The sequence below is a fragment of the Megasphaera sp. genome, from assembly GCF_047831605.1.
Classification (GTDB): domain Bacteria; phylum Bacillota; class Negativicutes; order Veillonellales; family Megasphaeraceae; genus Megasphaera; species Megasphaera intestinihominis.
The window spans coordinates 774,071-792,185 of sequence record NZ_CP181255.1 but is presented as its reverse complement, the minus strand read 5'-3'; the positions used below and the strand labels follow the sequence as shown (position 1 = coordinate 792,185).

14 protein-coding genes and 2 tRNA genes are annotated in these 18,115 nt (G+C 48.9%); 13 read left to right on the top strand and 3 right to left on the bottom strand.

Annotated features, from left to right (window positions below):
- The first annotated feature begins 4 nt into the window (after positions 1-4).
- The 6 genes from rnc to ACFWUB_RS03780 all read left to right on the top strand — a co-directional run bounded on the left by rnc (position 5) and on the right by ACFWUB_RS03780 (position 5,849).
- Positions 5-721 (top strand): ribonuclease III, encoded by a 717-nt coding sequence (gene rnc, locus ACFWUB_RS03805; protein ID WP_292281283.1) that lies wholly within the window; start codon positions 5-7, stop codon positions 719-721.
- A gap of 106 nt (positions 722-827) precedes the next feature.
- Positions 828-1,883: an elongator complex protein 3 gene (locus ACFWUB_RS03800; protein ID WP_302681238.1), complete on the top strand. Its 1,056-nt coding sequence runs from the start codon at positions 828-830 to the stop codon at positions 1,881-1,883.
- A gap of 65 nt (positions 1,884-1,948) precedes the next feature.
- On the top strand, positions 1,949-3,298 hold the full coding sequence (locus tag ACFWUB_RS03795) for a pyruvate carboxylase subunit B (protein ID WP_296820966.1): 1,350 nt from the start codon (positions 1,949-1,951) through the stop codon (positions 3,296-3,298).
- Positions 3,299-3,342: 44 nt separating this feature from the next.
- Positions 3,343-3,419 (top strand) — tRNA-Pro (locus ACFWUB_RS03790).
- Between the two features lie 444 nt (positions 3,420-3,863).
- The gene (locus ACFWUB_RS03785; RefSeq protein ID WP_020310746.1) at positions 3,864-5,024 is read left to right on the top strand and encodes an acyl-CoA dehydrogenase family protein; all 1,161 of its coding nucleotides are present in this window, start codon (positions 3,864-3,866) and stop codon (positions 5,022-5,024) included.
- A gap of 129 nt (positions 5,025-5,153) precedes the next feature.
- A complete protein-coding gene (locus ACFWUB_RS03780; protein WP_416184257.1) occupies positions 5,154-5,849 on the top strand; it encodes an HAD-IIA family hydrolase in 696 nt (231 codons plus the stop codon).
- Between the two features lie 163 nt (positions 5,850-6,012).
- Here ACFWUB_RS03780 and ACFWUB_RS03775 read toward each other — a convergent pair whose 3' ends face one another.
- Positions 6,013-6,555 carry a phosphatase PAP2 family protein gene (locus tag ACFWUB_RS03775; RefSeq protein WP_296820968.1) on the bottom strand — a complete coding sequence of 181 codons (543 nt, stop codon included), beginning with the start codon at positions 6,553-6,555 and terminating at the stop codon, positions 6,013-6,015.
- Positions 6,556-6,751: 196 nt separating this feature from the next.
- Between ACFWUB_RS03775 and ACFWUB_RS03770 the strand changes: the two genes are divergently transcribed.
- Positions 6,752-7,207 (top strand): flavodoxin family protein, encoded by a 456-nt coding sequence (locus tag ACFWUB_RS03770; RefSeq protein WP_416184256.1) that lies wholly within the window; start codon positions 6,752-6,754, stop codon positions 7,205-7,207.
- A 238-nt stretch (positions 7,208-7,445) separates the two neighbouring features.
- Here ACFWUB_RS03770 and ACFWUB_RS03765 read toward each other — a convergent pair.
- Positions 7,446-7,521, bottom strand: a tRNA-Ala gene (locus ACFWUB_RS03765).
- Positions 7,522-7,777: 256 nt separating this feature from the next.
- Here ACFWUB_RS03765 and ACFWUB_RS03760 point away from each other — a divergent pair.
- The gene (locus tag ACFWUB_RS03760; RefSeq protein ID WP_416184255.1) at positions 7,778-8,422 is read left to right on the top strand and encodes a radical SAM protein; all 645 of its coding nucleotides are present in this window, start codon (positions 7,778-7,780) and stop codon (positions 8,420-8,422) included.
- Complete coding sequence (locus ACFWUB_RS03755) at positions 8,419-9,792, top strand: tetratricopeptide repeat protein (protein WP_416184254.1); 1,374 nt, start codon at positions 8,419-8,421, stop codon at positions 9,790-9,792. Before ACFWUB_RS03760 ends, ACFWUB_RS03755 begins: the two co-directional genes overlap by 4 nt.
- On the opposite strand, the gene ACFWUB_RS03750 is transcribed toward ACFWUB_RS03755, so the two are convergent.
- Positions 9,786-11,033: an IS256 family transposase gene (locus ACFWUB_RS03750; protein ID WP_020311933.1), complete on the bottom strand. Its 1,248-nt coding sequence runs from the start codon at positions 11,031-11,033 to the stop codon at positions 9,786-9,788. The two genes, ACFWUB_RS03755 and ACFWUB_RS03750, sit on opposite strands and share 7 nt — an antisense overlap.
- Before the next feature lie 370 nt (positions 11,034-11,403).
- Here ACFWUB_RS03750 and ACFWUB_RS03745 point away from each other — a divergent pair, with 370 nt between their 5' ends.
- From ACFWUB_RS03745 to ACFWUB_RS03730, 4 genes are read left to right on the top strand one after another with little or no spacing between them, the layout of a single operon-like run.
- The gene (locus tag ACFWUB_RS03745; protein ID WP_416184253.1) at positions 11,404-14,520 is read left to right on the top strand and encodes a helicase-related protein; all 3,117 of its coding nucleotides are present in this window, start codon (positions 11,404-11,406) and stop codon (positions 14,518-14,520) included.
- A gap of 11 nt (positions 14,521-14,531) precedes the next feature.
- Entirely contained in the window at positions 14,532-15,191 is a 660-nt protein-coding gene (locus ACFWUB_RS03740; protein WP_416184252.1) for a DUF4391 domain-containing protein, read from the top strand.
- Positions 15,184-16,266 (top strand): ATP-binding protein, encoded by a 1,083-nt coding sequence (locus ACFWUB_RS03735; RefSeq protein WP_416184251.1) that lies wholly within the window; start codon positions 15,184-15,186, stop codon positions 16,264-16,266. Before ACFWUB_RS03740 ends, ACFWUB_RS03735 begins: the two co-directional genes overlap by 8 nt.
- Positions 16,259-18,103, top strand: coding sequence for a site-specific DNA-methyltransferase (locus ACFWUB_RS03730; RefSeq protein WP_416184250.1), 1,845 nt, complete (start codon positions 16,259-16,261; stop codon positions 18,101-18,103). Before ACFWUB_RS03735 ends, ACFWUB_RS03730 begins: the two co-directional genes overlap by 8 nt.
- Positions 18,104-18,115 lie beyond the last annotated feature (12 nt).

Here is an 18,115-nt window from a genome sequence, read left to right as displayed (position 1 = left end):
CCTGATGGATACCGAACGAAAACAACAGTTAGAACAATTCATACAGGTCTTGGGCCTCAAGGAATTCCACAATCTCCTCATTTTGGATCAGGCCCTGACCCATTCATCCTATGCCAATGAAAACAAGGCCAGCCACGGCTATTACAACGAACGCCTGGAATTTTTGGGCGATGCCATCCTGGACCTGGTCGTAGGTGAATATCTATTCCTTCATTATCCCAACATGCCCGAAGGGGAACTGTCCAAGGCCCGGGCCAGTGTCGTCAGCGAAACGCCGCTGGCTTCGGTCTGTGCCAAGTTCCACATGGGGGACTATATCCTCCTGGGCAAGGGGGAACTGGCTACGGGAGGACGCACGCGGCCGAGCATCATGGCCGACGCCTTTGAAGCCGTCGTCGGTGCGATTTATATTGACAGTTCCTATGAAGAAGCCCGTAAATTCATCCTTCACCAGCTCAAGGGCTACTTGGACTTGGTCAAGAGCGGCCATTATGAAAAAGACTATAAGACCCTCTTCCAGGAATACGTCCAGCAAAAGGGCCCGCAGCACATCGAATACGAACTGTGCCGCAGCGAAGGACCGGACCACGACAAGACCTTCTACATAGAAGTCAAAGTCAACGGCAAAGTCCTGGGCGAAGGATCGGGAAAAACAAAAAAAGACGCCGAACAACATGCAGCCCATACAGCGCTCATGGATTTGAAAGGCGAAGAGTTTTGAGTGGCTAGTGATTAGTGGCTAGTGGCTAGTATTACGAACCACGAACAACGAACCACTAAAAAAGAGGCTGTCGATGAGACAGCCTCTTTTTTTCACAGGAGGCATCATGCAAACGTCTATCATCCCTATTTTCATTCCCCATATCGGCTGTCCCCACCGCTGTGTCTTCTGCAATCAGTGGCAGATTACGGGACACCAGGGCTTGCCGTCGCCCGATGAGGTGCGCCGTCTCATTGCGTCCTATACGGCGTCGGCCCGGACGCCGCGCTACTGGGAAGCAGCTTTCTACGGCGGCAGTTTCACGGCCATGCCCGGGGAGGTACAGGAAGGCCTTCTGCAGCCGGCTTACGAAGCCTTGGAGGCCGGTACGATTGACGCCATCCGCTGTTCGACCCGGCCGGACTGCATTACGCCGGAGATATTGCAGCGCCTGCAGCAGTACGGCATGACCTGCGTCGAACTGGGCGTCCAGTCCATGGACGATACCGTTCTCGAGCAGGCCCGGCGGGGCCATACGGCAGGGGATGTCGTGGCGGCGACAGCCCTCTTACGGCAGTACGGCTTCACCGTCGGCCATCAGCTCATGCCTGGCCTGCCCGGCGAAGACTGGCCGAGCCTGGTCCGGACGACAGCGGCTATCTGCCGGCTCCAGCCGGACCTGGCCCGTATCTATCCCGTTGCCGTCCTCGCCGGGACGGACCTGGCTGCCAGCTGGCGGGCCGGCCGCTACCAGCCCTTGACCATCCATGAAGGCGTCGTCCGGGCGGCCTACATGAAGCAGCACTTCCTGGAACAGGGCATAAATTGCATCCGGACGGGCCTGCAAGCCACGGAAAACCTGGATGACAACACGCAGGTCCTGGCCGGGGCCTACACGCCGGCTATGGGCGAATTAGTCGATACTCGCCGCTATGGTCGGCAGCTCCTGTCCTTCCTCCGCAGCCTGCCCGATGAACCGGCTATCACCATCGGCTATAACCGGCGCGATACGTCCCGCGTCCGGGGCTATCGCAACGTTACCGTCAAGACGGCCTGCTGGAGCCTGCCTCAGCACCTGACCTGGCATCAGGATGAGGTACCCCTTGGTCATATCCGTGTCTGCCAGGGCCGGACTGTGTATGACCTCGATGTGAATAGCAAAACCGGGCCTACTATGATATAATAAAATAGTACGTATGATTTTCGCATCCAACCTTTGAAGATAAATACAACATTGGAGGAAATAGAATGGCAAGAGTAAAAATCACAGAAACGGTCCTTCGCGACGGCCACCAGTCCATTGCGGCCACGCGTATGCGCCTGCGCCAGATGCTGCCGGTCCTGGAAGCGATGGATGAAGTCGGCTATAATGCCCTGGAATGTTGGGGTGGCGCTACCTTTGATACGTGTATGCGCTTCCTCGACGAAGACCCGTGGGAACGCCTGCGGACCATCAAGAAGCACGTCAAGAAGACGCCCTTGCAGATGTTGTTCCGCGGCCAGAATATCTTAGGCTACCGCCATTATGCCGACGACGTCGTCTACGAATTCGTCAACCGCGCCGTCGATAACGGTATCGACATCATCCGCGTCTTCGACGCCCTCAACGACCCGCGCAACCTGGAATCGTCCATCAAGGCGGCGAAAGACACGAAGTCCGTCCACGTCCAGGGCGCCCTGGTCTATACCATCAGCCCTATCCATACGATGGAATCGTTCACCAAGGTCGCCAAGGAACTGCAGGACATGGGCGTCGACTCCATCTGCATCAAGGATATGTCCGGCCTGCTGTCGCCGTATGACGCATACAACCTGATCCGCATGCTCAAGAAGCACTTGTCCGTGCCTATTGAACTGCACACGCACTGTACGTGCGGCCTCGGTGAAATGACCTATATGAAGGCCGTCGAAGCCGGTGTCGACATCATCGACACGGCCTTGTCGCCATTCGGCGAAATCACCAGCCAGCCGGCGACGGAATCGATGGTCATGGCTCTGCAGCACAGCATCTATGATACGGACATCGACGTCGACCGCCTGTGGCCCATCGTCGACCACTTCAAGCATGTCCGCAAAGAACTGGAAGACGAATTCAAATTGACCATGCCCAGCCAGATCAATCCGGCTGTCCGCAAATATCAGATTCCTGGCGGCATGCTGACCAACCTCTATAACCAGCTAAAAGCCCAGGGCGCCGAAGACCGCTTCGACGAAGTCCTGGCCGAAATGCCCAACGTCCGCCGCGACCTCGGCTATCCGCCGCTGGTTACGCCGACCAGCCAGATCACCGGCTCGGCAGCAGCCCTCAACGTCCTCTATGGCCGCTATAAGATCGTCACCAACGAAGTCCGCGACATCGTCCGCGGGAAATACGGCCGCGTCCCCGGCAAGATCGATGAAAAGTTCCGCAAAATGTGCATCGGCGACGAACCGGTCATCACCCACCGCCCGGCCGACGACTTGGAACCGGAACTGGAAAAATCGAAGAAAGCCCTGGCTGACGAAGGATTCCCCGATGCCAGCCCGGAAGACGTTTTGAGCTATACCCTGTTCCCAGAAGTAGCCCTGCCGTTTTTCCGTAAAAGAGATAACAAATAGACTATTGACAAGTCCTGTCGAATCAGTTAAAATAGAAAAGTCGACGGGACGTGGCGCAGCTTGGTAGCGCGCTTCCTTGGGGTGGAAGAGGTCGCGAGTTCAAATCTCGCCGTTCCGACCAAGACAAAAAAAGGGTTTGTCGTTATGCGACAAACCCTTTTTGTTGTTAGTAGCTAGCAGTTAGTTGTTAGCGGATGGCTTTAAATTTAAGGGCTTTTTCTGCAAACGACAAACTCTGTGCTACAAACTGTAGAGTAAAAGGGACTGCGCATGATGACATAATCTTCGTGCGACAGCCCCTTTTTTGTCATTGTAGGGGCTCGCACGTGGGGAGCCCGTTCCGGAATTTGGATGATTCTTCTGACAGACTAGTTGGGAAAAATCACACATATCCTGAAGCGGGCCGCCCTTTGGGACGGCCACTACGAAATGCTAACCACTAACCACTAACCACTAACCACTTCTCACGGTTGCTTTTTCGGCCATTTCTGATAGAATGATGATAAATAGTATAGTATATATCCGTTTGTCATCCGCTTATTTTCTGTCAGAGGAGGTTTTCATCATGGGTTACATTTTAAAGAAAGACCAGCAGGACCTGGTCAATTTGGCTAAAGATTTTGCTGAAAAGAAAGTCGCTCCTTTTGTTCATGAATTGGATCAGGCTAAGGAACCGGGCCAGAAGTTACTGGACATCTATCAGGAAGCCGTCGACATGGGCTTCTGCGGCCTGGAAATCCCGGAAGAATACGGCGGCCTGGGCCAGGATTATTATACCGTTGCCGCTGTCTATGAAGAACTGGCAAAAGTCGACGCCGGTGTCGCTACGGCTATTGCCGCTTCCGGCCTGGGCCTGAAACCGGTACTCCAGCACGGCACGGATGCCCAGAAGAAGCTCTATGCCGAATACCTGACCGGTGAAAAGGGCAGCGGTTTCTGCGCTTTCTGCCTGACCGAAGCCAATGCCGGCTCCGATGCGGCAGCCGGGACGACAGTCGCTGTCAAACAGGGCGATGAATACGTATTGAACGGCACGAAATGCTTCATCACCAATGGCGGCGTCGCTTCGGTCTACACGGTCTTTGCCATTACCGACAAGACAAAGGGCGTCAAAGGCATTTCGGCTTTCATCGTCGAACGGGACCGCCCAGGCGTTTCTGTCGGCAAGGAAGAAGATAAGATGGGCATCCGCCTGTCCAACACGACGGAAGTCATTTTCCAGGACGTCCATATCCCGGCTGACCACCTCATCGGTCAGGAAGGGAAGGGCTTCATCTATGCCATGCAGACCCTGGACCTGGCCCGGCCTATGGTCGCATCCCTGGCCGTCGGCATTGCCCAGCGGGCTATTGACGAATCGGTCAAATACGCCAAACAACGCGTCACCTTCGGCAAACCGATTATCAAGCACGAAGTCATCGCCTTTAAACTGGCTGACATGGACATGAAGACCGAAGTCGCCCGTGCGGCAATCATCAACTTCCTCAACACCTACTATGCCGTACCGAAACGGAACTATACCCGCGAAGCTGCCATTGCCAAATGCTTTGCCGGTGACATGGCCGTCCAGGTCGCATTGGAAGCTGTTCAGATCCTTGGCGGTTTCGGTTACAGCCGGGAATATCCGGTAGAAAAACTCGTCCGCGATGCCAAGATCATGCAGATTTACGAAGGCACCAACGAAGTTCAGCGCATGGTCATTGCCGGCTTCGTGGCGAATAAATAACACTCATCAATGAAGGGGGAACCAATTCATGAGGGATTTGAACATTATACGTTCTAAAAAAGGTTTTATCAGTGATATGGACGGTGTTTCTACCAAGGCAGCACCTTGATTCCGGGGGTAAAGGATTTTGTGAACTGGCTCCAGAAAGAAAAGAAGCAGTTTCTGTTCCTTACCAATTCTAGTGAACGGACCCCGCTGGAACTTCGCAAAAAGCTTCAGTCTATGGGACTGGATGTCGAGGAAAGTCATTTTTATACGAGCGCCCTGGCGACGGCTCATTTCCTGAAAACCCAGGCTCCAGGCTGTTCGGCTTACATCATCGGAGCCCATGGCCTGATCAATGCTCTGTATGAAGTTGGTATTCCTTTCAATGATGTCAATCCGGAATACGTAGTCGTCGGCGAAACGACAGGCTATAATTATGAAATGATCATCAAGGCAACCGAGCTGATCAACAAAGGGGCCAAGCTTATTGGCACCAATGGCGATATGACCAGTCCTAGTGACCGGGGCGTTATCCCGGCCTGCCGGGCCTTGATTGCACCGATTGAACTGGCTACGGGGAAGAAAGCTTACTTCATCGGCAAGCCGAATCCATTAATGATGCGCACTGGCTTGAAAAAGCTGGGCGTCCATTCCGAAGAAGCCGTCATGATTGGCGACCGGATGGATACGGACATCATCGGTGGGGTAGAATCAGGTATGGAAACAGTCTTGGTCATGAGCGGTGTCTCTAATCGGGAAAATATCCAGCAGTTCTCTTACCAGCCCCATTATATCCTGGACCGGATCGGTGATTTAGTGCCGAAAAAAGCAAAAGCTTAATTGAAAAAAGACCACGCACGAAGGTTTCTCTGCCATCATGCGTGGTCCCTTTTGTCTTATAGTTTGTAGTACCGGGTTTGTAGTTTGTAGAAGATGGTTTTAAATTTAAAAGCCTTCACTAAAAACTACAAACTGAAAACTTAAAGCTCAAAAAGAGGCTGTCTTAATGCGACAGCCTCTTTTTGGCATACCCGCATATCTGCCAGGCAATATTTCCGATGATAATCCCCAGGACGGCACCGGTCAGGACGTCGCTGGGGAAATGCATGAACAGGTACATACGGGAAAAGGCGACGACACAGGCCAGGCCGTAGGCCGCTATGCCCAGGCGCCGGCAGGACCGGAATAAGACCGTGGCCCCGGCAAAGAAGAAGAACGAATGGCCTGACGGAAAAGAGTAGCTGATCGGGTACTTCAGCGTATCCAGCGTCGGCGCACCGGGGATGACCAGATACGGCCGGATACGCATGACGAAGTGCTTGATGGCCACATCGCCGACGAGGATGGCCAGGATGACGGCGACGATGATGGTAAGCGTGACCCAGCGGCTCCGCCGTTTCCAAAGACCGGCGGCCGCTAGGATGGCCCAGAGCCAAAGCGTATTGATCACCGTCGTGAAGTAAGTGATGAAAGCATCCATGTGCGGCCCGGCCAGGCGGTGCAGCCCAAAGAGGATGTGAATATCCGTCGTCGTAATCCATTCCATAATAAGACTCCTTTCGTAGAAACAAAGGTCAGTATATCATGAATTGTACGATTAGGAAAATATATATATCGTTATCTTCCCATATGGAAAACATATTCTATGAGGTGTTGTAAATACAACAGCCTCCCGTCTTTTTCCATGGTATAGTACAGACATAGAAAGTGATGTCCATCCATAGGAAAGGAGCGTGGAAACTATGAAAGCCTTAGTACTGTATTCCTCCCAGACAGGGAGAGTTAAAAAATTAGCCGAAGCTATCCGTTCGGTCTTGCCTGCCAATACAGATTTCCTGCCCATGGAACAGGCCCCAGAAAACTTTGACGATTACGATATCGTCTTTGCCGGCGTCTGGTTCCTGAACCTGAAATTAGATAACGTCTCCCAAGCCGTCCTGCCGCGGCTCAAAGCCGGAAAAGTCGCCCTCTTTGCCATCATGCACCGCGACCTCTTCTCCGACGACATCTCCAAGAACCTGCGCAGCGCCGTAGAACTCCTGCCAGCCGGTGTCTGGGTCGCAGGGACCCATGTCGACTACGTAGCTGAATCCATGGCCAAGACGCCTTTGGGAGACAATGAATTATTTAACGTAGAATCGGTCAAAGACTTTGCCGAAAATACCTATTACCGTACCCAAACTGATAAGGTTGCCTGATTCGTTTACCAGAATCCCACTCCGGTAACATAGTCAGATGCAAAGGGACCATCGCATAGCACTTTTGCTACTATGCGTGGTCCCTTTTCCTTAAAGCACGAATAAAAAAAACGACAGTTCCTGTTGCTGGTTACTGTCGTTTTTTTTATTGCTAACCCTAGTGCTAACCTTCTTCAGTTTTTCATGTAATAAAAAATAACCACGCGGCTCATGAACCGCGTGGTTATCGTATTTTTTATGGTGGAGATAAGGAGGATCGAACTCCTGACCTCTTGCATGCCATGCAAGCGCTCTCCCAGCTGAGCTATACCCCCATGTGTCTGGTACGGAAAACATTATAGCATGGACTATGGATTATTGTCAAGTTTCAAAGACCTTTTTCTTATTCAAGAAATTCCCATAATATGTTGGCACCGTCCTAGATACTCCATTTTTGCTATACAAAATCGTTCATGCTATAATACTCATAGTTAGAGTAACCCGGATTAACATAAGAATATAGCGTCTCCTTCGTTCCCAAGGAAGAAGGTCCGCCTAGCAGATTGACAATGAATGACAGGAGGTAGACAGATGTCAGGTATTTTCTCCATTTCACGGTTCAGGATGGCAACAGATGGCCCTGGTATATCCACCCTCATTGGGTTTTCCGGCTGTCCCTTAAATTGTCAGTATTGTCCGAATCCTATTTGCCATACTGATCGTAGTCAGTGGCCTGATTATAGTGCTCGTGAACTGATTGATTTTGTCAGACGGGATGAGCTGTATATGCGTATGACAGGTGGGGGCATCGTCTTCGGCGGTGGTGAGCCTCTGGGCCAAGAGTATTTCGTCAAAGAATGTGCTTTGTATAGCCAAAAAACACTGCCAGATATCCCTCTCCGTATCGAGACATCATTGCAGGCATCCATAAAGAACGTACAGGAATTGCTGTCTTATATTTCATTGTGGATCATCGACATCAAAGATTTGAATCCTGATGTTTATTACCGGTATACCCATGGGCAGATGGACCTTATGTGGAACAATCTGATGTATCTTGTACAACATGCTCCCTATGGGCAGGATTCTATATGGGTCCGGGTTCCCCGTATCCCGGGATATAATACAAATCGCGATATCCAGAAAAGCGTCCGCAGGCTCCAACCCTATGTAAAGCATATTGAAGTTTTTTCCTATCGGAAGCCACCAGAAAAGAGGGAGGGGACGACAGAATGAAAGATGCCCATCCATATGAGTTAAAAAACTTTTCCAATATTCAAAATAGTGCTATACAAAACTGGATTCAAAAAGGGTATGCCTATTTTTTAGGCTTAGGGTGTATTCCGGATTTAAAAAGAGCCTGTTTCTATTTTAAGAGAGCCGCTCAAGCAGGAAATCAGCATTGTCATTATCTGGTGAATCAAATAAAACACTATCACTACTATTGGAAACTTGAGTCATGGAATTCATCTTATTACGATTATGATGATGCAGATCCACTTATCCTCGGATTATATCTGGCCCAGGCGGGCTGGATTGAGAAGGGAATCCGGAACTGCCCTGGCAGCATATACTGGTTTAAGAAAGCTTTTAAACGGTCGTATCGGCAAGAGGTACAGCCGTTTGCACGGGAATTTCTGAAACGCTACACTGCCGGCATGGATGCCACTCTTCCTGTCATTCAGTTTATAAAGCAGAAGGCATTAAGTGATGATGTTTACTATTCCTTCGTTTGGGGAGTTTGTCTCGAACGGGGGCTGTCCGTTGAACAAGATGAGCAAGCCGCTTTTCGTTGGTATATGAAGGCTGCTGATGCCGGACAATGTCTGGCATTTGCTGCCCTAAGCCGATGCTATAGCGAAGGGATTGCTGTACCGGTAGATCCCCACATGGTCTCTGTCTATAAAAAGAAATACTACGAAGCAAGTACTGAAACATATGCAACAATGGGCATTATAGATGTATTTGACCCAACGAGTTTCGAAGAAACAATTTACACAAAAAAGAGTATCCAGAAACAGCCAGTACGTTCCGATGGTAAGGATATCTGCCGTACATTACGAGCATTACGGGCTCGATTTGCCGCCGCTAACCACATTCCCTGGAGCGAACCGGATTGCCCTCAGAAAACGCCCTGTTCCGGTACTTGTCCGGCTTGTGAAAAAGCGCTCCGCAAACTAACGAAATTGGCCCAGAAACACCCGGACTGTACGTATCCGTTTTTCAAGCTTATTTCCCATGAGCCAGATGTGACTGTTAACCCAGTGAAACTAAAATCACTTACTCCAAGTGAGCAGTATGTCGACCTACTTGCAGACTTTTGTGGCTATATCGATTTTACAAGATTGCCTGAACATATCACAAACGTCTTAAAGCAGTATTATATCTATGTAGAGAGTGATTTATACTACTATCTGTCACTGGAAAATGCACCTCTGCTTCCAGGCCTGACGGAAGCGGATTTTGAAATACTAAGAGAGTATGCATCTTCAAGATCCATTCGATTACAAAAAATACATGTATCACAACAGGCAATAAAAAAATTTTTTACTTCTTTACCCCAAAAAATGGGTGTGTCAAGAGTTTTGTGTAAATCGATTCAATAAGCAACATCGTATTGCTGCATAAGCTGAGACATCCTGTCGTCCATGAGCAGCTGGTTCCGGACCATCGCCCAGTTTGCGACGTGACGACCCTTCCATTTTTTATAGAGCTCTTGGATGCGTAGGTAGAAAATCTTGAAGACTGCATCCTCGTTGGGGAAAGCGCCTTTCTTGGTCACCTTGCGGAAGCTAGAGTTGACGCTCTCGATGGCATTGGTCGTGTACATGATCTTGCGCACGGCACTGCCATAGTTATAGAGCTGCTCGACGTGTGAGAAATTGTTTTCCCATACGCTGACCGCGCCTGGATAAGCCTGCCAGTCGGTCTTGAACTTCTCGAATTCCTGACGGGCCTGCTTGACGTTGATGGCACCATAGATGAGCTTCAGCTGCTTCGTGAATGCACTCCACTGCTTGCGTGGGATGTAGCGGATGGAATTGCGGATGAGGTGTACGATGCAGCGCTGAACCGTGGCATGCGGGAATACAGCCTTGGCGCCTTCCTCCAATCCGCTCACGCCATCCATGGACAGGATGCCAAGATCCTTAACGCCGCGAGCCCGCAGCTCGTCGAAGATCTGCATCCAGGCATGCTTGCTCTCCGTCTCGTTGATCCAGAGGCCAAGGACATCCTTGCAGCCGTTGACGTCATAGGCAAGCATGACATAGACGGCCACCTGCTGGACGCCATACTCCGTGCGCAGCGATACGTAGATGCAGTCGACGAAAGCAAATGGATAGAACGACTGGAGCGGACGATTCCGCCATGCCTCGACCTCTTCCATGACGCAGCCTGTGATGGTGGAGATCTGTTCATGTGACATCTGGAAGCCGTAGATGTCTTCGATGGTTGCAGCGATGTCGCGTTGGCTCATGCCACGGGCATACATCGCCAGTACCTTGCCCTCGATGGACGAAACGTCGCGCTGGTGCTTCTTGATGATCTGCGGTTCAAACGTACTCTGGCGATCCCTAGGGACGCGGATAGGAACCTCGCCCAGAGAGGTCTTGAGCGTCTTGGATGAATAGCCGTTCCGGACATTGTCACCGTCTTCGGAGCGCTCATGCTTCTTATGGCCGAGATGATTTTCCATCTCACCTTTGAGCATGGACTCAAAAATGGGGCCAAAAATCTGCTTCAGGACGTCCTGTACGTCTTCCGCGCTCTTGATGTCGTAGTTGTTGAGGATTTGCTGAGCAATCTGCTCGCCTGGGGTAGTTGGTGGAGTTTTACACTTTGCCATTCTGTTACCGTCCTTATCTTTGTTTACCCCAGTATGGGGCATAAAGTAGATTCATGCAATACCGATTTACACAAACTATTTTACACTCCCCAAAGGAAAAATCACCGAATGATAGAACATAGTAAAGGGAGGAGAAACCGTACATGCAGGATAAGATGACTTCGCTGATTACAAAGATAAAACTTGATGCTTCAACGGAAGCATCTACTTTTCATGATGAGGAAGTCTGTCCGATGGAGGGCGAGCAAGCTTAATGAAGGTATTTGATAATGTCACGAACATCGTTCGAGACGACATGGAAAAAACGATAAAGCGGAATAGCAAGGTTTCCGTGGCAGCGGCTTGCTTTTCTATGTATGCCTATAGGGAATTGAAGAAGCAACTCGAAAACATTGATGAGTTCCGCTTCATCTTCACATCGCCGACCTTTGTAACAGAGAAAGCGAAAAAGCAAAAGCGCGAGTTTTACATTCCTCGGCTCACTCGTGAGCAGAGCCTTTACGGCACGGAATTTGAAATTAAGCTGCGTAATGAAATGACGCAGAAGGCAATCGCAAAAGAGTGCGCCGACTGGATCAGGAGAAAGGCCACATTTAAATCAAATACAACCGGCGAGAACATGGCGGGATTCATGGTTACCGACTCCGGAACTGAAAAAACAGCCTACATGCCTTTGAACGGATTCACGACGGTAGATATTGGATGCGAACGCGGCAACAATAGCTACAATATGGTGAACAGCCTCGAGACTCCATTCGCGGCGCAGTACTTGCAGGTCTTCGATTCTCTTTGGAACGATAAAGAAAAGCTGCAGGACGTCACTGATGTTGTTCTGGAAAACATTACGACTGCTTATAACGAGAATTCTCCTGAATTGATTTATTTTATCACGCTCTACAACGTATTCAGTGAGTTTCTGGAGGATGTATCTGAGGACGTACTGCCTAACGAAGCGACAGGTTTTAAGAACAGCAAAATCTGGGATATGCTCTACGACTTCCAGAAAGATGCAGCGCTTGCCATTATCAACAAACTCGAAAAGTACAACGGCTGCATTCTGGCCGACAGTGTCGGTCTTGGTAAAACCTTCACGGCTCTCGCTGTCATTAAATACTATGAAAACAGAAATAAATCTGTCCTTGTACTTTGTCCGAAGAAGCTGGCAGAAAACTGGAATACATATAAAGATAACTACGTCAACAATCCCATCGCTGCAGACAGACTCCGCTACGATGTTCTTTTCCATACCGATCTTTCGCGCGATCATGGTACATCAAACGGGCTTGATCTCGACCGGCTCAACTGGGGAAACTATGATCTTGTAGTTATTGACGAGTCACATAACTTCCGAAACGGCGGAGAACTTTCCGGCGAGGACCAGAAGGAAAACCGCTATCTAAAACTTCTGAATAAAGTTGTGCGCGCTGGAGTGAAGACGAAAGTACTCATGCTGTCAGCAACTCCTGTCAATAACCGGTTTAACGATCTTAAGAATCAACTTGCTCTCGCATATGAAGGAACGCCGGAGCTGATTGATGAGAAGTTGAATACGTCAAAGTCGATTGACGAGATATTCCGTCAGGCCCAGACTGCATTCAATGTTTGGAGTAAGCTCCCAGCTGAGGAACGGACAACGGATAACCTGCTGCGCCGACTGGATTTTGATTTCTTTGAAATGCTCGACTCTGTAACCATTGCACGGTCACGAAAGCATATCGAGAAATATTACAACACGGAGAAAATCGGCAAGTTCCCGGAACGGCGCAAGCCAATCTCACTTAGGCCGAGCCTGACGGATCTTCCGAGCGCCATTAACTACAACGAGATATACGAACAGCTCTCTCAGCTTCAGCTGGAGATTTACACGCCTTCTGCCTATATCTTCCCGAGCAAGATGCAGAAATATATTGATCTGACACACCACAAGGGAAACAATCTGACGCAGTCTGGACGTGAAGAAGGTATCCGCAGGCTGATGAGCGTCAATCTTCTCAAGCGGCTGGAAAGCTCGGTCTCATCCTTCCGGCTTACACTGGAACGCATCCGCGAACTCATTATGGAGACAATCGACGGAATCACTCAGTACGAGAAATATGGAGAAGCCAACATCGACATGTATGAAGCTGATTCCGACGACTTCGACATGGAGGACCAGAACACCGACTACTTCACTGTCGGACGTAAAGTAAAAATTGACCTTGCCGATATGGATTACAAGAGCTGGAAGGACGTGCTACAAAAAGATGCGGATACGCTCGAACTTTTGATTCTCATGATTGCAGATATTACACCGAAGCATGACACGAAGCTGAAGGAGCTCTACAAGCTCATCTCACAGAAGATCGAGAACCCGATTAACCCCGGCAACAAGAAGGTGCTGATCTTCACAGCATTCTCCGACACGGCAGAGTACCTGTACGATAATGTCAGCCGGTACGTCATGGACAAGTACAGCCTGAATACCGGCATGATTAGTGGCACGGTCGACGGCAGAACCACGCTGAAGAACTTCAAGGCGACGTTCAACAACATCCTCACATGCTTCTCGCCAGTTTCTAAGGACCGAGACGTCCTTATGCCGGGAAACAAGAAGGACATCGATATCTTAATCGCAACCGACTGCATCTCCGAAGGCCAGAACCTGCAGGACTGCGACTACTGCGTCAACTACGACATTCACTGGAATCCCGTGCGTATTATCCAGCGGTTCGGACGTATCGACCGCATCGGCAGCAGGAACAAGCAGATCCAGCTCGTGAACTTCTGGCCGGATCTGACGCTTGACGAGTACATTAATCTGAAAGCCCGTGTTGAAACAAGGATGAAAATATCCGTTCTGACGTCTACTGGTGACGACAATCCTATCAGCCCGGAAGAAAAAGGAGACCTGGAATATCGCCGCGAGCAGCTTAAGAAGCTGCAGACCGAAGTGGTGGATCTGGAAGACATGTCAGGCGGGATATCCATCATGGATCTCGGTCTTAATGAATTCAGACTTGATCTTCTCGAATACATTAAAACGCATCCGGATCTCGATCACATGCCATTCGGTCTGCATTCCGTGGTGAAGAAGACGGAAGACCTGCCAGAAGGAGTGCTTTTCGTACTGAAGAATCGTAACAACGGTGTGAACATTGACAGCCTGAATCGCATTCACCCGTTCTACATGGTCTATATCAGTCTGGAAGGTGAAGTCGTCTGCGACTATCTGAATCCGAAGAAGCTGCTTGATGATATGAGGCTTCTGTGTCGTGGAAAAGCTGAACCGATTGTGGAGGTCTACGACCGTTTTAATAAAGAAACCGATGATGGCAGGAACATGAGTGAAATGTCAGCGCTGCTGTCCGATGCCATCAATTCAATCATAGATACCAAGGAGGAAAGCGACATCGACAGCCTCTTCAAGAGCGGCGGCACATCCGCCCTGCTTTCGGAAGTGAAAGGTATCGACGACTTCGAGCTGGTGACCTTCCTCGTGGTAATGTAAAGGAGGAGCCTATGCTGGGATTGCCAAAATCTACGGAGTTTAACAAGCGAATTCCGAAACAGAAGTTTTATGATAACCTGACCGTCAGCCCGACACTCAAGCGGAGCTTTGTCGACCAGATACGAATTATTTACTGGGCGAATAAAATTGCGCCGTCAACTGTCAATCTGGCAGAAGGAAAGAATGTCACTGAGATAGAAGTATTCCATATCCGGCTCAATCAGGAAACACTCGACGAGAATGTGCTGAAGCAGATTGACCGGGAGATCCCGTATCATATTCTCTTTGTACTGGAGTACGACGGAAAGTACAAAGCTGTGATGGGTTACAAGGAAGCATCAGGCAGTGGCAAAGCTGCGTTCAAGGTTGACAGATATTATCAGACTGAATGGATGCCGGAAGAGAAACTGCCGGTGCATCTTGATGGGCTGAACATCGACACGGTCTACGAGAACTTCGTACGGCAGATTGCGGGAGACGTTCTGCAGGCCGCTAGGCCGCAGGAATCACTGAAGGAATCAGTTGCAAGAGACGACCGCAGAGATGCTTTGCAGAAGCAGATAAACAAGCTGCAGGCGAAGATCCGGAAGGAAAAGCAGCTGAACCGGCAGATGGAAATGAATGCGGAGCTGAAGAAGCTTAGAAAGGAACAGGAGGATTTGAATGGATGAACATGAACAAGAAGTAATGAAAATCCTTTCTCGCAGGACGTCAAATGGAAAGCTCAGGAGTCGTGAAAGCAATACTGTGGAATTCAAGAAGTCGTTCAACATGGGGAGCGCAGCTGCATATGCAAAAACCATGGCTGCCTTTGCCAATAATACAGGTGGATACATTATTTTCGGTATCGAGGATTCTCCGAGAAGCATACTGGGGTTGAAGAATAACAACTTGGAAAATCTAAAACAGGAAAAGTTAACAGAAACCATTAATTCATATTTTGCTCCCGCCATAGACTGGGAAACAGGTACATTTGATATTGATGTTGAAAAGGTCGACGAGAATGGCGTGTCTGTAACAGAGCGTAAAAAAGTTGGCTGGATATACGCTTATGAATCTGATATTAAGCCAGTTATTGCGCTCAAAGACCATAGTGGAGAAAGCATAACCGCTGGAGACGTATTTTATAGATATCGGGCAAGAAATGGAAAAATAAAGCCTGCTGAAATGGAGAAAATCATTTCTGAGCGTATAACTCGTGAGCGCGAGAATTTATTGAAGGTGCTGGAAGTAATACGTAAAAGCGGCACAGCAAATCTCGGCATAGTCAATTATAGCAACGGCCATTTTTCAACTCCATATGGAGTCGATGTGGTTTGCAATCGGAAATTGGTAACGCAGGTGTTAAAGAAGGCAAAGTATATAAAGGAAGGAAGCTTTAATGAGACAGATGGTATCCCGGTATTAAAGGTTACTGGCAATATTGATCTTGCCGAAGAAGTTCCAGTGCCTGAAGGAAATCCCGATGATACACATCCGTACATTCAAAAACAAATGGCTGAGAAGCTTGGAATTTCAACCTATGATCTCTATGCACTTATCTGGTATTTCAAGATGAAAGAATCGAAGAAATACCATTTGGAGATAACCGTTTCAAAAAACGGCAAGACTCATAAGTTCTCCAATTTTGCACTTGAGTTTTTACATGAAAAGCTCAAGGAATTAGAAAACAACGAAGAGGAATTCAACAGAATACGTACTGCATATAAGAATCGTAACAAACAGGAGGGAACGAACAATGGATAAGATGAGAATGGAATCAGAGGACATCCAGCAGGACAACGTCGCTAAGATAGCCGCGCTGTTCCCAAACTGCGTTACCGAGGCACGGGACGAGGACGGACATCTGAAGAAAGCAATCAATTTTGAGATGCTCAAGCAGATGCTCTCTGATTCTGTCATAGACGGCGATGAGGCTTATGAATTTACCTGGGTAGGGAAGAAGGCGTCCATTGTGGAGGCGAACCGTCCTATCCGCAAAACCCTACGTCCGTGCAAGGAAGAAAGCGTCAACTGGGACACGACGGAGAACCTCTATATCGAAGGTGACAACCTCGAAGTGCTCAAGCTCCTGCAGGAAAGCTATCTTGGCAAGGTCAAAATGATATACATCGACCCGCCCTACAACACGGGCAACGACTTCATCTACAACGACGACTTCAAAATGTCAGGCGAAGAATATACCGATGAGTCGGGCGAGGTGGACGAGGAAGGCAACCGCCTGTTCAAGAACACGGATTCCAACGGGCGCTTCCACTCCGACTGGTGCTCGATGATTTATTCACGGCTGATGCTGGCGAGAAACCTGCTGAGTGAGGATGGGGTTATCTTTATCTCCATTGATGACAATGAACAGGAGAATTTAAAGAAGATATGTGATGAGGTGTTTGGAGAAAGCTGCTTTATAGCTCAAATTGCATGGAAAAGAAAGAAAGAAATATCAAACGATTCAAAGAATGTCGCAATACAAGGTGAGTATGTACTGTGTTACGGATTGGAAAAAGCAAAGTTAGCATTAGAGCCTCTTTCAGGAGAATATGTTGATAAATCATATAAAGATCCAACTGATGAATTTCCTTGTGGTAAATGGAGACCGGTTCCTTTAACAGTGTCTAAAGGTCTGAGTGGCGGAGGTTATACATATACAATTACAACTCCTTCTGGCGTTCAGCATACAAGACTATGGGCCTACCCGGAATCAAGTTATAAGAAATTAGTCGATGAGCATAAAGTGTATTTTGGAAAGGATAATAGCGGTGTACCTCAACGTGTTATGTATCTTTCCGAGAGCAAAGGACAACCAATATCTAATTATTGGGATAGTGTAGCTACAAATAAGGAAGGAAAAAAAGACATATTAAGCCTTTTTGGCGATAATGCCTTTGATACACCGAAGCCTACTGGATTAATTAGAAAGATGTTACAAGTAGCCACATCTGAAGATGACATTATCCTCGACTTCTTCTCCGGCTCCGCCACCACCGCTCACGCCGTGATGCAGCTCAACGCCGAGGACGGCGGCAACCGTAAATTTATCATGGTTCAGCTGCCGGAAGAAACGGATGAAAAGAGTGAAGCCTACAAAGCCGGATACCAAAACATCTGTGAGATTGGCAAAGAACGTATCCGTCGCGCGGCAAAGAAAATCCACGAGGATAATCCCGACGCCAACTTTGATGACGGTTTCCGTGTTTTAAAGCTCGACGATACAAATATGAAAGATGTTTACTATGCGGCAGGGGATTATACGCAAGATCTTGTTTCAATGCTTGAATCTAACGTGAAGCCTGACCGAACCGATCTTGATCTTTTATTTGGATGCCTGCTTGATTGGGGACTTCCTCTGTCATTTCCTTATACTTCGGAAACAATTGACGGCTGCATGGTGCATACCTATAACGATGGGGATCTGATTGCATGCTTTGATGAGAACGTGCCGGAGTCGGTTATCAAGACCATTGCCAAACGTCAGCCGCTGCGCGCCGTGTTCCGTGACTCCAGTTTTGTCAGCAGCCCGGAGAAGATCAATGTCGGCGAGATTTTCAAGCTACTTGCGCCGGATACAAGAGTCAAGGTCATTTAAGGAGGTGGCAGG